This window comes from Lentzea sp. NPDC005914, assembly GCF_040629405.1.
In the GTDB taxonomy this organism is placed as follows: domain Bacteria; phylum Actinomycetota; class Actinomycetes; order Mycobacteriales; family Pseudonocardiaceae; genus Lentzea.
The window spans coordinates 1-14363 of record NZ_JBEXVQ010000057.1 but is presented as its reverse complement, the minus strand read 5'-3'; the positions used below and the strand labels follow the sequence as shown (position 1 = coordinate 14363).

Annotated in this window: 15 protein-coding genes; 5 read left to right on the top strand and 10 right to left on the bottom strand. The window is 68.4% G+C overall.

What is annotated here, in order from left to right:
- The first annotated feature begins 33 nt into the window (after window positions 1-33).
- Window positions 34-651 carry a hypothetical protein gene (locus tag ABZ345_RS44785; protein WP_359861425.1) on the top strand — a complete coding sequence of 206 codons (618 nt, stop codon included), beginning with the start codon at window positions 34-36 and terminating at the stop codon, window positions 649-651.
- Here ABZ345_RS44785 and ABZ345_RS44780 read toward each other — a convergent pair.
- From ABZ345_RS44780 to ABZ345_RS44765, 4 genes are all read right to left on the bottom strand, one after another.
- Window positions 563-1180 (bottom strand): ATP-binding protein, encoded by a 618-nt coding sequence (locus tag ABZ345_RS44780; RefSeq protein WP_359861423.1) that lies wholly within the window; start codon window positions 1178-1180, stop codon window positions 563-565. The genes ABZ345_RS44785 and ABZ345_RS44780 overlap by 89 nt on opposite strands.
- Complete coding sequence (locus ABZ345_RS44775) at window positions 1161-1631, bottom strand: DUF742 domain-containing protein (protein WP_359861474.1); 471 nt, start codon at window positions 1629-1631, stop codon at window positions 1161-1163. The genes ABZ345_RS44780 and ABZ345_RS44775 overlap by 20 nt, the downstream gene beginning before the upstream one ends.
- A gap of 78 nt (window positions 1632-1709) precedes the next feature.
- Entirely contained in the window at window positions 1710-2129 is a 420-nt protein-coding gene (locus tag ABZ345_RS44770) for a roadblock/LC7 domain-containing protein (protein ID WP_359861421.1), read from the bottom strand.
- Complete coding sequence (locus tag ABZ345_RS44765) at window positions 2126-4726, bottom strand: nitrate- and nitrite sensing domain-containing protein (protein WP_359861419.1); 2601 nt, start codon at window positions 4724-4726, stop codon at window positions 2126-2128. Before ABZ345_RS44765 ends, ABZ345_RS44770 begins: the two co-directional genes overlap by 4 nt.
- Before the next feature lie 345 nt (window positions 4727-5071).
- Here ABZ345_RS44765 and ABZ345_RS44760 point away from each other — a divergent pair, with 345 nt between their 5' ends.
- Window positions 5072-5482, top strand: coding sequence for a DUF485 domain-containing protein (locus tag ABZ345_RS44760; protein ID WP_359861417.1), 411 nt, complete (start codon window positions 5072-5074; stop codon window positions 5480-5482).
- The gene (locus ABZ345_RS44755) at window positions 5479-7056 is read left to right on the top strand and encodes a cation acetate symporter (RefSeq protein ID WP_359861415.1); all 1578 of its coding nucleotides are present in this window, start codon (window positions 5479-5481) and stop codon (window positions 7054-7056) included. The genes ABZ345_RS44760 and ABZ345_RS44755 overlap by 4 nt, the downstream gene beginning before the upstream one ends.
- Here ABZ345_RS44755 and ABZ345_RS44750 read toward each other — a convergent pair.
- The 4 genes from ABZ345_RS44750 to ABZ345_RS44735 form a co-directional block, all read right to left on the bottom strand.
- The gene (locus tag ABZ345_RS44750; RefSeq protein ID WP_359861413.1) at window positions 7042-7830 is read right to left on the bottom strand and encodes an alpha/beta hydrolase; all 789 of its coding nucleotides are present in this window, start codon (window positions 7828-7830) and stop codon (window positions 7042-7044) included. The genes ABZ345_RS44755 and ABZ345_RS44750 overlap by 15 nt on opposite strands.
- Before the next feature lie 26 nt (window positions 7831-7856).
- A complete protein-coding gene (locus ABZ345_RS44745; protein ID WP_359861411.1) occupies window positions 7857-8273 on the bottom strand; it encodes a hypothetical protein in 417 nt (138 codons plus the stop codon).
- A 71-nt stretch (window positions 8274-8344) separates the two neighbouring features.
- Entirely contained in the window at window positions 8345-9190 is an 846-nt protein-coding gene (locus tag ABZ345_RS44740) for a hypothetical protein (RefSeq protein WP_359861409.1), read from the bottom strand.
- Window positions 9187-9477 (bottom strand): hypothetical protein, encoded by a 291-nt coding sequence (locus ABZ345_RS44735; protein ID WP_359861408.1) that lies wholly within the window; start codon window positions 9475-9477, stop codon window positions 9187-9189. The genes ABZ345_RS44740 and ABZ345_RS44735 overlap by 4 nt, the downstream gene beginning before the upstream one ends.
- A gap of 36 nt (window positions 9478-9513) precedes the next feature.
- Here ABZ345_RS44735 and ABZ345_RS44730 point away from each other — a divergent pair, with 36 nt between their 5' ends.
- Together ABZ345_RS44730 and ABZ345_RS44725 are read left to right on the top strand one after the other, a co-directional pair.
- On the top strand, window positions 9514-11100 hold the full coding sequence (locus ABZ345_RS44730; protein ID WP_359861407.1) for a DUF885 domain-containing protein: 1587 nt from the start codon (window positions 9514-9516) through the stop codon (window positions 11098-11100).
- A 95-nt stretch (window positions 11101-11195) separates the two neighbouring features.
- On the top strand, window positions 11196-12137 hold the full coding sequence (locus ABZ345_RS44725; protein ID WP_359861406.1) for a quinone oxidoreductase: 942 nt from the start codon (window positions 11196-11198) through the stop codon (window positions 12135-12137).
- Window positions 12138-12190: 53 nt separating this feature from the next.
- Here ABZ345_RS44725 and ABZ345_RS44720 read toward each other — a convergent pair whose 3' ends face one another.
- Window positions 12191-12715, bottom strand: coding sequence for an FKBP-type peptidyl-prolyl cis-trans isomerase (locus ABZ345_RS44720; protein ID WP_359861404.1), 525 nt, complete (start codon window positions 12713-12715; stop codon window positions 12191-12193).
- 436 nt (window positions 12716-13151) lie between these two features.
- Window positions 13152-14363 (bottom strand): DUF222 domain-containing protein (locus ABZ345_RS44715; protein WP_359861402.1); only part of this gene is annotated, 1212 nt, incomplete at its 5' end.

Sequence of the window (14363 nt, the reverse complement as noted above, 5' to 3'; positions counted from 1 at the left end):
TAACCCGTGCCCGCCTCGCGGCGACATCCGGGCATGGAGTTGTCCCGCGTGGCCCTCGTCGCGGGCGGGATCGTCGCGGCCGGCACCTTCGTGCCGTTCACGCTGGCGCACGGCCCGACGTCGTACAACGTCGAGCACGAGATCCTCGGCTGGGACATGCACCGGTGGGGCCTGGTGATGGGCACGGTTCCCGAGGTGCTCATCAGCGCGGGCCTGTGGCGCCTGCGCGGAGTCATCACCGGTGGACGGCGCGCGACAGCCGTCGCCCTGGCCGTCGTGTGCGCCACGATGATGCTGTTCGCGACCATGAACGCCGCCTTCGGCGCGGTCGGCCCGCCCTTCGATCTCTTCTTCCTCGCGCCCGCCTGCGTGGTGCTGGCGGTGACGACCCCGCTGCGCGGCCCGGCCAGAGCGGTGCTCGCGGCCCTCGCCGTCGCCTACTCGGCGGCGACGGCGGTCGGGCTGATCCCTCAGGAGATGTCGGACAGCTTCGGGGGCTTCCGGCTCTTCGGACTCATCGCGTACGCCGGGACCGGCGTGCTCTGGGCGGCGTTCGGCGCGGTCAGCAGACCGGCGCAAGCGGCGTCGTCTCGTCCGGGCCCGGACGGCGGCGCCACCGGTCCAGCTTCGCGTGTTCCGCCAGCGAGATGAGCGTCTCGCGCACCGACAGCCGCACGCGAGGATCGCAGTTCACGACAGGGACCCTGGGGTCGATGCCCATCCCGTGGATGATCGCCTTCACGTCCGACCGGACAGACGCGTGCACGTTGTTCAGCGCCAGCACGTACGGGATCCGGTTGTCCTCGAAGTACCGCATCGCGTCCACGGAGTCCGCCGGGCGCATCACGTCGAACAGCACCACCGCGCCGACCGCTCCGCGCACCACGTCGCTCCAGCCCGCACGCGGGTCCTGCCACTGCGGCGCCACGAACAGGTGCAGGGCGAGGCCCGGATCGAGCCACACGCGGCCGAACTGGATGCGCACCAGCTCGGTGACCAGACCCGCGCGTTCCGGCGGGAGCGCGGTCATCGTGAGGAGATCGTTCTCCACGATGGACCTGATGAAGGTGCTCTTGCCGACGCCGAAGCCACCGGCGACGACGACCTTGGCAGAAGTCAGCTCCCGTCCAGGCGGCCCGGGGGGCCCGAAGTCGGGAAATCTAGAGCCGACGTAGTCCACTAAGCACTCTCTCCATCAACCCGAGGTCCGGCGTGTCACCGCCCGCGGAAGCGGTCTGGTGCACGTCCACCAGACCTCGTTCCGCCATGTCGCCGAGCAACACCTTCACGACTCCCAGCGGGAGACGCATCAGTGCGGCCACCTCCGCGACGGATCGCGGTGAGTGGCACAACTCGACAACGCGTTGGTGCTCAGCCTGCAAGATACCTGCAGACTGCCGACTCTGATCATTGGCGGAGACAAGTGTCTCGATCTCGAGGTCGATGTTGGACCGTGTGCGCCCACCCGTCCAGGCATATGCACGAACGATCGACGAGTCCTGAGCCTCCGCGACGGGAGGTTCGAGGACCGAAACTTCTTCTTGCGGTACAACGGGAGTCGCTTCCCGCGCGGGCACCTCGGACGTGGTGCGCGATCGCCTTCGGCCCGAGTCCAGGGTGAACCCGTTCATCAGGTCGGCGAACGTCTGCTCCGCGGGCGTTTCCGCCCGCCTGCGTCGCCGGTGCGCGTCAGCGGCCGAACTCATGGATCACCTCACGCTGTGCAGCTGCGCTCGCAGTTCGGGGGTGAGGATCTGGCCAACCTGGTCGACGACCACGGTCATCTCGTAGGCGACTTGGCCGACGTCGCTGTCGGGGGCGGCGAGAACCGCCAAACAAGACCCGTCTCGAATGGACATGAGGAGCATGATCCCGTAGTCCATCTCGATCACGGTGCGCAACACTCCGCCGCCTTCAAAACAACGCGAGGCGCTCAGCGTCAGCGATGTGACGCCCGCGGCGATCGCGGCCAGCTGGTCGGCGCGGTCCGGCGGCAGACCTGTCGACTTGGTGAGCAGCAGGCCGTCCACCGAGATCACGATCGCGTGCGCGACACCGGGCACGCGATCGGTGAAGTTCGTGATGAGCCAGCCGAACTGGTCCACCTGGCGCGACTGAGGCGTGCTCATGCCTTTTCCCCGTTCCCCAGGCCGTTCCCCTGGCCGTTTCCATTCCCGTTGCTGCCCAGCGGCATCTGGCGGATGCCCGTCTGGTAGCTGGCGAGAAAGCCCCGTGCTCGCTCCGGATCACGCTTCGGCCCCGCCGCGGGGCGTGCACCGTTCTCGGGACGTTCCGCGAGGTCGGGGAGCAGATTCTTACGCGGCGCCCGTTTCGGCAACCCGGCATCGGTCTCACCGGCGTCCGTGGCGGGATCGCCTGGTTGCTCCCAGACAGTACCGCCGGGCTTCTTGCCGAACCAGGTCGCCGCTACCGAGGGTGACGGCCCAGGTGGGGACGCTGCCGGCGAATGATCACCGTTGACCGGTTCGTCCGGCGCGCCACTTCCCGAGAACCAGGAAGAAGTCGTCTCAACTGGAGAGGGTCGCGTCTCACCTGGCGACCCGTTCTGGCGTGGCTGCCGCTGGGGCAGCGACTCCTCGATCGCGGCGCCGCGGAACGACGTCCACTCGGCCGACTCGCGCGGGTGCTCGATCGCCGGGGCGGGCGCGGGTGGCGGGGCCAGGTTCGGGGTCTTGACGACGACGTGCGGCTGCTTGAGGGCCGGCTTCGGCTGGGGCAGCGCGGCGTGACGCGGTTGCGGGGCCGCCTCGGGCTGTTCCTGCGAGCGGACGAGCTCCGACGGCACGAGCACGAACGCGCGCAGGCCCTCACGGCCCTCCCCCGCCCCGCGCAGGCGGACGGTGACGCCGTGGCGGGCCGCGAGGCGACCGACGACGAACAGGCCCATCTGGCGCGATACCGGCACATCATCTTCTGTACCAGAGGAAAGTCGCTCGTTGGCCTCGGTGAGCTCCGCGGGGCCCATGCCGATGCCCTGGTCGGCGACCTCGACGAGCACCGCGCCCTGCTGGTCGACCCGCGAGCCGATCACGACCTGGGTGGCGGGCGCGGAGAACGCGGTGGCGTTGTCCAGCAGCTCCGCGACGAGGCGCACGAGGTCGCTGGCCGCGTAGCCGACGATCTCGACCGACGGCGTCGACTTCACCACGACGCGCTGGTAGTGCTCGATCTCCGACGCCGCGGCGCGCAGCACGTCCGCCAGCGGGACGGGCTGGTGGAACCGGCGCGCGACGTCGGTGCCGGACAGCACCATCAGGTTCTCGTTGTTGCGGCGCATGCGCGTCGCGAGGTGGTCGAGCTTGAACAGGTTGGCGAGCTGCTCGGGGTTCTCCTCGTGGCGCTCGAGCTCCTCCATGAGCTTGAGCTGGCGCTCGACGAGGCCCTGCGAGCGGCGCGACAGGTTGACGAAGATGTTCTTCATGCCCGACCGCAGCGACGACTGCTCGACCGCGGAACGGATGGCCTGCTCGTGCACGGCGTCGAACGCGCGGGCCAGCTGGCCGAACTCCTCGGTGGTGTGCACGGGCACGGGTTCGATCTCGGTGTCCGGCTTGCGGTCCGCGCGGATCGCGGCGACGACCTCGGGGAGGTGGTGGTGCGCCACGTCGAGCGCGGAGTGCCGCAGTTCCGACAGCGACCGCAGCAGGTAGCGGCCGATGACGAAGCCGAGCGTGCCGGCGATGAGCAGCATCGCGAGCAGGATGACCGCGGCGGCGCCCGCCTTGTTGGACGTGTCGTCCTGCAGTGCGGCGGCCGAGCTCGCGAGCTCGTCCTGCAGCTGGCGGGTGACCTGGTCCATGAGCCGCGCGGTGGTGCCGGACGCCTTGTTCCAGTCGTCGACGGCGATGCCGAACGACGGCGGCGGCTTCGGCTGGCCGGGACGGGTCGTCACCTGGACGCCGTCGGGCTGGGTGAGCGCGCGTTCGACCAGCACGGTCCGGCTCGCGACGGCGACGCCGGTGACGGTCTGCTCGTAGTTGCGGCGCTGCTCGGTGGTGCCGATGGCCTGGAAGTCGTTGACGCGGTCCTGCAACCGGATGTCGGACTGCTCGAGCGAGCGGGTCTCGGCGCCGAGCAGCTTGCCCCGGCCGATCCCGGCTAAGACGATCGCGTGCTGCTGGGAGATCTGCTCCTGCGCGATGACCATGTAGTGCAGTGCCGTCGCGGTGCCGGCGATGGCCTCGTCGCCGAACTGGCTGATGAGCGCCTGCTCGAAGTCCAGCAGGGACTTCACGACGGTGGTGTAGCCGATGGTGCCGCCGGACGGGTCGCCCCCGTCGCCGCCCTGCGTGACCTTCTCCCGCACGCTCTTCAACGTCTCGAGCTGACTGCCGAGCTCGGTGAAGCGGTTGTGCGCGACCTCGCTCAGGCCGGGGGTGCGGTCGATGCGGCGGCGGACGGTCGCGGCGGCGTTGTCGGTGGCGCTGATCTGGTTCTGGTAGGCGCCGACACCGGACCCGGACGTCGCGCTCTGCGCGGCGAGCGTGCGTTCCTGCTGGACGCTGGAGATCAATGGCGCGAGATCTGCCCGCAGCCGCACCAGGCCCTGCATCTGCACGTAGTTGTTGGACCGGTCGACGTAACCGGAGATCTGCAACGCGCCCGCGCCGACCGCCACGGCCACGGGGACGAGCAGCACGACGCCGAGCTTGACGGGCAGGCGCCAGTTGCGCCAGTCGCTGATCTTTCTCCACTCGACATTCACGAAATGATCCCCAAGGCGCGTTCGAAGTGCCCCACTATCGGCTACCTCCTGGCCTGGTGAATCCCCGCGACTTGAGACACCCGCCGCTCGATATCGAGATCAGTCGTATCGGGTGTGAGCGGATACTAGGCCAGAGAGCGTGACGCGACAACGACCTGGGGCGTGTACGACTCGTCACTGCGCGTGACAGCCCACCTCATGGGGTGGTCCTGCGTGTTCAGGGGATTGACTCCCTGGCACGCGTGGTTACGCTTGCGCCCTCCACCCCCGGTCCGGTCGCAGCCTGTGTCGCAGTCTGTGCGCAGGCGCTCACCGGGTACTCCCCGTAACGAATGCGAGCGGTTGATGACGAAGGCGCTGCCCTCCGTGTCACGCCCGGCGCAGCCCGGATTCGCGACCTTTGACGACCCTGATCACTCATTGCTTATCAATGGTGACGGTGAGCCTGATTTCGGTGCCATCCAAACGAGTGAGGATTTCCTCGCGCTGAAGCGGCGGGTGACGCGTTTTATTCTCCCCGCGACGTTGCTGTTCCTCGCTTGGTACGTCACGTTCGTATTGCTTTCCGCCTACGCCGCGGACTTCATGAGCACGCCGCTGTTCGGAACCGTGAACGTCGGGCTGACGATGGGATTCCTCCAGTTCGTCACGACCATCATCATCACGATGGCCTATGCCCGTTACTCCAAGAAGAGGCTCGACCCGCAGGTCGAAAAGGTCCGCGCGCTCGCCGAAACCGATGAGGAGCTCGCGTGACCGGGGCGAACACCGCGATCAACCTGTCCGTCTTCGGCATCTTCGTGCTGCTGACGCTTTACATCGTGTACCGCGCGTCGACGCGGAACGTGAGCGCGTCGGACTACTACGCCGCGGGCAGCAGCTTCACCGGCACCCAGAACGGCATCGCACTCTCGGGTGACTTCCTCTCCGCGGCGTCGTTCCTCGGCATCTCGGGCGCGATCGCGGTGAACGGCTACGACGGCTTCATGTACTCGATCGGGTGGGTCGTCGCCTGGTTGATCGGCCTGATGCTCATCTCGGAGCGGCTGCGCAACACCGGCCGCTTCACCATGGGCGACGTCATGGCGTTCCGCATGCGCCAGCGGCCGGTCCGCGCGGCCGCGGCGAACGCGACGCTGGTCATCTCGCTGTTCTACATGATCGCGCAGATGGCGGGCGCCGGCGGTCTGATGGCGCTGCTGCTGGACGTGCACAGCTCCATCGGCCAAGCCATCATCATCGCCGTCGTGGGCATCGTCATGGTGCTGTACGTGCTGGTCGGCGGCATGAAGGGCACCACGTGGGTGCAGATCATCAAGGCTGTCCTGCTGCTGTTGTCCGTGTCGCTGCTGACGATCTTCCTGATCGGCAAGTTCGGCTTCGACTTCTCCTCGATGCTCGAGCGCGCGACGCAGAAGTCGCCGCTGGGCGAGGCGGTGCTGGCGCCGGGCGTGAAGTACGGCGCCAGCGGCCTGTCGAAGGTCGACTTCCTGTCGCTCGCGCTGGCCCTGGTGCTCGGCACCGCGTCGCTCCCGCACGTGCTGATGCGCTTCTACACGGTGCCCAACGCCAAGGAAGCCCGTAAGTCCGTCGTCTGGGCCACCTGGATGATGGCGATCTTCTACTCGTGCACGCTGGTCATCGGCTTCGGCGCGATGGCCCTGGTCGGCACCGACAAGATCACCGGCGCTCCCGGTGGCGAGAACTCCGCGGCGCCGCTGCTGGCGTTCCAGATCGGTGGCACGGTTCTGCTCGGCATCGTCTGCGCGGTGGCGTTCGCCACGATCCTCGCCGTGGTCGCCGGGCTGACCCTCACGGCTTCCGCCTCGTTCGCGCACGACGTTTACGCGAACGTCATCAAGCACGGTGAGGCCGACCCGCGCGACGAGGTCCGCGTGGCCCGTCTCACCGCTGTCTGCGTCGGCGTGCTCGCGATTGTCGGCGGCATCGCGGCCAACGGTCAGAACGTCGCCTTCCTGGTCGCGCTCGCTTTTGCTCTCGCCGCGTCCGCGAACCTGCCGACGTTGCTCTACTCGATGTTCTGGAAGCGGTTCAACACGCGCGGCACGTTGTGGAGCATCTACGGCGGCCTCACGTCCTGCGTGCTGCTCATCGTGTTCTCCCCCGCCATCTCCGGGTCGAAGTCGTCCGTCTTCCCGGACGCCGACTTCGCGTTCTTCCCGCTCTCGAACCCCGGAATCGTGTCGATCCCGCTGTCGTTCCTGGCCGGATTCCTGGGCACGATCCTCAGCAAGGAACCCGCGGACCCCGCCAAGCAGTCGGAGATGGAGGTCCGCGGGCTCACGGGCATCGGGTCAGGCCTGCGCTAGCAGTTCCCCGACCGCCTTGTTGAACACCTCGGCGCGTTCCAGGTTCGGCATGTGGGCGGCACCGTCGACCACGACCAGCGTCGAACCCGGGACGCGTTCGTGCATGTACTCCGCATCCGGCACCGGGGTGTATTCATCGTCACTGCCGACCACGACGAGCGTCGGCACGGTGATCGTGCCGAGCAGCTCGGTGTAGTCGGGCCGTTCCGCGCGGCCCCGCAGCGCCGCCGCCGCACCTTCCGCCGGGGCGTTGTGCATCATCCGCGACACGTGCTCGGAGACCGGCCCGGCGTTGTGCCGCGCCACCATCTTCCACAGCACCTCGGTGGCGTACCCGGACATGCCCTCGCGCAGCAGCCGGTCGGCCATGTCGTTGCGGTTCACGCGGCCCTGCGGGGTCTCCGCCTGGGCGAACGTGTCGGCGAGGATCAGGCCGCGGGTGCGCTCGCCGAACAACCGCTGGAACTCCAGCACGATCTGCCCGCCCATCGACAGGCCGCCGAGCACGACCTTCCCGATCCCGAGGTGGTCCAGCAGCGCCGCGACGTCCCCGGCGAACGCCGACAGCGGCGTGACGCCGGGAACGACCGTGGTGTCGCCGTAGCCGCGCAGATCGGCGGCGATCACGCGCCAGCCGGCGGCGCTGAAGTGCTCCACCTGCGGCCGCCACATCGAGCGGTCGAACGGGTGGCCGTGCACGAGGACGAGCACGTCGTCGCCGGTGCCTTCGTCGTCGTAGCCGATGGTGATTCCGTTGACGGTCGCGGTGCTCATGCACCCGACCGTAACGAGTCACAGCCTCACGGGGCAGCGACTTTCCAGCTCACCTTGACGCGGCCGTCGTCGATCTTGGCGATCTTGGCGAACCCGGCGCGGTCCAGGTTGAGGTCGCCGGACTTCGGGCCCTCGGCGACGTCGACGATCAGCACCTTGAACTTGCCCTTGGGGCCGGTGACCTCGATCGTGACGCCGCAGTTCGGGCTCTTGTCGCCCTTGCCGAACTGGGGCCGGTTGAGCCCGGTGATGAACTGCTTGGGGAGCTTGGGCAGGTGGTCGCTCTTCGGGCACGCGACGACGTTGAAGTCGGGCTTGTAGTCGTCGGTGAAGGTCGCGAAGCCCTGGTACGTCGTGGTGCCGAGGTTGCCCGCGTACGGGGGCGCCGCCGCGCCCGCCATCGCGAGGGCCACTCCGGTGAGCGCGGTTGCCGCTGACAGCACGGTTCCTCCTGGAACTCGGGGGGTTGGGAAAACGCTTTCCCGAAGCTAGCCCCGATTTCCGGGAAGTGGTCTTAACGAGACGCGGTTCGCCGGATTGCCGCACTCAAACGAGATGCGGCGTCTTCGCTGGTGTGCTTGAGGCCGAGCGACGGCTCGGTGAGCTCGAGCTCCAGCAGCAGCGGTTCGCCATTCTCACCCTCGACCACGTCGACCCGTGCGTAGAGGAAGTCCTTGCGCGACAACGAGAGCAGCTCGGCGGCGACGTCGAGCGCCTGGTCGGCCAGCTCGATCTGACGCTCCGTCGGCTCGATGCCGCGCAGCTTCTCCTCGACGTACAGCCCGGACTCCGACTCGGCGAGGCCCTGCGCCAGCATCGGTCCTTTGTGGAACGAGTGGGAGTACTCGCCCTCGAAGAACACCATCGCGGTCTCGCCGTGAGCGTCCACACTGGACTGGTAGGGCTGCACGAGAGCCCGAACGCCCAGAGCCTCCAGGTGCGCACGTGCCTCGGCGTGGTCGGTGAAGCGACCGGCACCGCGGGAACCCGCGCCGATCGCCGGTTTCACCACGAACTCACCGCCGGGGAAGTCCGGGTTCTCCCCCGGCTCGACGACGGCGGTGGGAACGACGGCGACGCCCCGCGCCGCCAGTTCGACCAGATAGGACTTGTCGGTGTTCCAGCGGACCACCGGCAGCGGGTTCACCAGCGCGGGAACGCTCTCGCACCACGCCAGGAACTCGTCGAGGCGCTCGGGGTAGTCCCAGGTCGTGCGCAGCACCACGAGGTCGGCGTCGACGGCCTCGCCCCAGGGCTGCCACACGACGTCCACGCCGTCGCGCAGCAGCACCTCGACCAGCCCGTCCTCGTCGCCGTCACCCTCGGGCAACGCGGCGCAGGACGCGAGCACGACCTTCACGACTGCATCTTGGCCATCTTGCGGCGGTGCGCGGGGCCGATCTTGGTGGACGCGATGGTCTCGCGGTCCCATTCGGCCTGCTCGACGTTGTCGACGGCGTCGACGGCCTTGGTGGCGGCCTCGACGTCCTTGGCGATCACGTCGCCCATGGCACCGTCCGCACCGACCAGCACGATCCGCGCGCCGGAGCGGCCGATCGGCTCGACGACGGCCCTGACCGCCGTGCCGGGCTTGCCGTGGGCCTTCACGAACTCTGCGATGCGCTTCTGCGTGGTTTGATCAGACACCCCCACACTGTAAAACCAGCGAGTACGTTCGGTCGGGTGACCACCGACACGCTGACGTCGTTCCTCTCGTGGTACTTCGACCATCACCCCGCCCACGCGGCGCAGGTCGGCTCACTCGATCACTACTCGACGTTCGGGGACTTCTCCGCCTCGGCGTTCGAGCAGCGGGCCAGGGACCGCAGCGGGTGGCTGGCGCGGCTGGAACCGTTGCCCCGCTCGGTGGACCGCGATCTGGCGCTCTCGGTGCTGCGCGGCGCGTCGGCGATGGAAACGTGGCCGTCGTGGCGGCGAGACCCGCACGAGTACTCGGGGATGGTCTTCTTCGGACTGCTCTCGCCGTTCCTGCACCGGCTGCTGCCCGAGGACGAGCTCGTCGCCTCCGCGGTGGCGAAACTGCGCGAGGTGCCGTCGGTCTTCGCGGCCGCCGAGGCGAACCTCGACCCGTCGCTCGCGTCTCAACTGGTCGTGCGGCGCGCGATGGAACAGGTGCGGACAGGCCGTTCGTTCCTGCTCGACGCGTTGCCGCTGGAAGTGTCCTCATCGGAGCTGCGCGCTCAGCTCGTGGCGGCCGCCGGCCCCGCCGCCGAGGCGTTCGACCGGCACGCGGCGTTCCTGGAAGACCTCGCCCTGCGCGCGAGCGGCGACTGGCGGATGGGCGACAAGCTCTACTCGACCCTGTTGCAGGACAAGGAACTGCTCGGCTACGGCGCTCCCGAGCTGCACCAGCGCGGCCAGGACGCCTACGCCTCGCTGGAAGCCGAGCTGATCGAACTGGCGGGCTCGCCCGACTGGCGTCCGGTGATGAGCTCGCTGCAGGACGACCACCCGCCCACGCTGGAGGCGATGCGCGCGGAGTACGACGCGGAGACCCAGCGAGCCCGCGCCGCGCTGGTCGAGCACTCGCTGGTGACGCTGCCCGAGGGCGAGGAGTGCCGCGTGGTGCCGTCGCCGCTGTTCCACCGCGCGATCATGTCGGTCGCCAGCTACCTCGGCCCGCCGCCGCTGACGCCGCGACGGGCCGGCTACTTCTTCGTGCCGTTCACTCCTGCCGGTGCCACGGACGAACAGGTCACGCATCGTCTGCGCACCAACGCCCGTTCGCAGATCCCGACGATCTCGGTGCACGAGGCCTACCCCGGTCACCACTGGCACTCGGCGTGGGTGGCGGCGCAGGGACCGTCGCATCCTCTTAGGAAGGTGTTCCGCACCTCCTACTTCTCCGAGGGCTGGGCGCTGTACGCGGAGAAGCTGCTGCGGTCGGTCGGGTACTACACGTCTCGCGCGGCGTTGATGGGGCACGTGGAGGCGCGGCTGTTCCGCGCGGCGCGGATGATCGTCGACACCGCGCTGCACTGCGGTGACATGACACCCGCCGAGGCCGAGGCGTTCATGGTGTCGCGCACGGCGTTGACCCCGGGCACCGCCGCCGGCGAGGTGAAGCGGTACTGCGCGTGGCCGACACAGGCACCCTCCTATCTGACCGGTGCGTTGGAGATCGACCTGATCCGCGACGACTACCTGGCGGCCGGGCTGGGGTCGTTGCGCGACTTCCACGACCGGATCGCGGGGTCGGGCGCGCTGCCGCTCGGGCTCGCGCGCCGCGTGGCGCTCGGCGAGGACTGACCGCAGGATCAGTGTGACCGGTTCCCACGTCGTGAGAGCGGGAACAACGTCGTCGCGGCCCGGGTTGACCGGGTTGAGTCGATCAAGGAGGACACATGCCCAAGGCAGTGGTGGTGCGTTCGGCCGGTGGCCCGGAGGTCCTGGAGTACACCGACGTGCCGTCGCCCACGCCCGGCGACGGCGAGCTGCTGGTGCGCGTCGGCGCCGCGGGCGTCAACTACATCGACACGTACCAGCGCAGCGGCCAGTACCCGCTGCCGTTGCCGACCGCTCTCGGACTCGAGGGCGCGGGCGAGGTCGTGGTCTCGAACTCCCCCGCGTTCGCCGTCGGTGACCGCGTGGCCTGGATGAGCGTGCTGGGCAGCTACGCCTCCGAGGTCGTGGTGCCGGCCGCTTCCGCCGTGCGAGTTCCGGACGGCCTGGACGTGGAACTGGCGGCGGCCGCGCTGCTGCAGGGAATCACCGCGCACTACCTGACGCACTCGACGCACGCCGTCGCGGAAGGCGACCGCGTGCTGGTGCACGCCGCTGCCGGTGGCGTCGGCCTGCTGCTGACGCAGTGGGCGAAGTCGCGCGGCGCGTTCGTGGTCGGAACCGTGTCCACCGACGAGAAGGAAGCGCTGGCCCGGGAGGCCGGCGCCGACGTCGTGCTGCGGTACGGGGACTTCGCGTCGCAGATCGACAAGGTCGACGTCGTGTACGACGGCGTGGGCCGCGACACGTTCGACCAGTCGCTGGCCTCGCTGAAGCCACGAGGTCTGCTGGCGCTCTTCGGCGCCTCGTCCGGCGCGGTGCCGCCGGTGGACCCGCAACGGCTGAACGCGGCGGGCTCGGTGTTCCTGACGCGCCCGTCGACCGGCGCGTACCTGCAGGACCGCGCCGAGTTCGAGTGGCGGGCCGCGGACCTGTTCGGGGCGATCGTGGACGGCACCCTGAACATCCGGATCGGCGGCCGCTACAAGCTGGAGGAGGCGGCCCAGGCGCACACCGACCTGCAGTCGCGCCGGACCACCGGAAAGCTGCTGCTCCTGCCGTAGATCTTGACCACGACCCCCGGCCGCTTTGTTTGCCGGGGGTCGAGTCCTGCTCGTTACGCGGCGGGGGTGACCTTCACGCCGTCGATCACGAAGACGAGGGTCTCGTTGGGCTTGATGCCCTGCCCGCCCTTGCCGTACCCCTTGGCCGGCGGAACGATCAGCAGCCGCCGCCCCTTCTCCTTGAGCCCGACGATGCCTTCGTTCCAGCCGTCGATCACCTGTGCCTGTCCGACGTTCTCGACGTCGAACGGTGCCCCGCGCTCGAAGGAACTGTCGAGCACCTTCTTGTCGGAGAACGTGGTGAGCTGGTAGTTGACCGTGGCCGTCGTACCCGCCTTCACCTCGGCGCCGGTGCCCTGCACCAGATCCTTGATGATGAGCTCGTCAGTGGGCTTGCAGGCGGGAATCTCGACCTTGGGCGCCTTGCCGAAGTCGCCGGAGACCTTGAAGTCGTCGGCCTTGCAGGGGGAGGCCGGAGCGCCGGACGAGGCGGTCGAGGGCTGGGCCGAGCTGCCGCAGCCCGCCAGGCCGGTGGCCGCTGCGAGCGCCAGGGACGCGATGAGCAGGACGTTACGCATGGTGGGTGAGCGTATGCGGGGGCGTGTTAGCGGGGTGTAGCAGGTCGGCGCTCACGCACCCTGCGGGTGGCCACCTTGCGTTGGTCACCTTGCGTGGGCTGGTCGCGTTCCAGCGGAGGGGTCGCCTTCTGCGAGACGGTTGCATTCCAGCGTGCTTGCGTGGGCATTACCGGGCCGGGTCAATTCATCGCCGCTTCGCGACGATTGCGATTGGGGCTTGACTTTGAGCCTCTGGCAAGATGCTTCATCGGCCTTAAAAGGCCGGGCATAAGGAGCCCGGCCGTTCCCTGCAACGGTAGCATCTTGCACTCAAAGTCAAGCCCCAATCGCCGAGCTGGGCACGTCACGACCGCTTACCGGATCCGCATAAGTTCGGACGGCTCGCTTCGCATCGCCACGATCGGCGCTCACCTGGGTTAGTAGGTGAGCGCGGTCGTTAGGCGGCGTGGAGCAGGTTGCGTCTCGGGTTGCGATCCCGGTCGAGCCAGGAGGGTGGGTAGAAGGTGGGTGTGCCCAGCACCATTTTCACTTCCCACTCGCTTTGATGGATCAGCGTGTGGTGATGTCGACACACCAAGACCGCGTTCTCCACTGAGGTGCTGCCGCCGTCCGCCCAATGATGAATATGGTGGGCGTCGCACTGTCTCGGCGGTCTCATACAACCGGGGAAGGCGCAGCCTCGGTCTCGGGCGACCAGGATCCTGCGGATTCCGGCGGGGAAGTTGCGGGTCTTGCGGCCGATGTCCATCGGCTGCGACTTGTCCCCCAGCACCAGCGGAATGATCCCCGCGTTGCACGCGAGCTGGCGGACCTGGCTGGCCGGGATCCGCTCGCCGTTGTCCAACATGCCCCGGCTGACCTTGTCGGCCAGGTCCTCGTAGCTCATGGTCACCGTGAGGGTCACCGGCTCGCCGCCGTGCTCGGGCAACTGGTCGGCCCGCACCATCAGGTTGACCAGCTCGGCGAAGGCGTCGCCCTCACGCTCGGAGCGGGACCGCAGGTCCGGGCCTTCCACGGTGGTCTCGGGTCGGGGCTTGGCCAGCGGGTCCAGCATCGCTTCGAAGGTGGCGCTGGTGACCGCGTCCAGCAACGCGCGAATCTCGAGCTGACCGTTCTTCCACTGCTTTATCAGCTGGTTGACGACCGGTGCGGGCTCGACGTCGCGCGGCTCCGGGTCGTTCTGGTACAGCCCGTAGGCCAGGTCCTTGCCGAACCTGCGCACCGAGTAGGGATCATGCTCGCGGGCCACGTCCACCACGAGCTGCTCGACCTCGGCGGGCAGCGCTGCCATCACCTCCGCGACCACCCTGACGTGCTCGGCCGACAACGCACCCTCCGCCGCCGCCTCGGCAGTGACCGGAAGTTCGGGAGCCAGTTCACTGCCGGTCGGGGTGACCTCACGATTCAGCAGCCCGGCATGCGCGACCCATTGCTTAGCGGCCTTCCGGTCCCAACGGACCGCGTGCTGCAACACCTGCGCCAAATCCTTGTAACCGAATTCGGCCGCAGCCCCACGCTGATCAAGTTCAGCGATCTTCTGCATGACCACGTTCTCGCGAACCCGAATCTCCATCACCTCGTCGACGATGCTGCGCAGCAGCTCGTCAGTGGAGAGGAGTCGGGTTTCGCTCACGTGTTCTAATCTACC

Excerpts from the sequence above, each read along its gene's own strand:
- ABZ345_RS44725 (WP_359861406.1), top strand. The coding sequence starts at position 11,196 with ATGCCCAAGGCAGTGGTGGTGCGTTCGGCCGGTGGCCCGGAGGTCCTG.
- ABZ345_RS44720 (WP_359861404.1), bottom strand. The coding sequence starts at position 12,715 with ATGCGTAACGTCCTGCTCATCGCGTCCCTGGCGCTCGCAGCGGCCACC.
- ABZ345_RS44770 (WP_359861421.1), bottom strand. The coding sequence starts at position 2,129 with ATGAGCACGCCTCAGTCGCGCCAGGTGGACCAGTTCGGCTGGCTCATC.
- ABZ345_RS44785 (WP_359861425.1), top strand. The coding sequence starts at position 34 with ATGGAGTTGTCCCGCGTGGCCCTCGTCGCGGGCGGGATCGTCGCGGCC.
- ABZ345_RS44760 (WP_359861417.1), top strand. The coding sequence starts at position 5,072 with ATGACGAAGGCGCTGCCCTCCGTGTCACGCCCGGCGCAGCCCGGATTC.
- ABZ345_RS44775 (WP_359861474.1), bottom strand. The coding sequence starts at position 1,631 with ATGAACGGGTTCACCCTGGACTCGGGCCGAAGGCGATCGCGCACCACG.
- ABZ345_RS44750 (WP_359861413.1), bottom strand. The coding sequence starts at position 7,830 with ATGAGCACCGCGACCGTCAACGGAATCACCATCGGCTACGACGACGAA.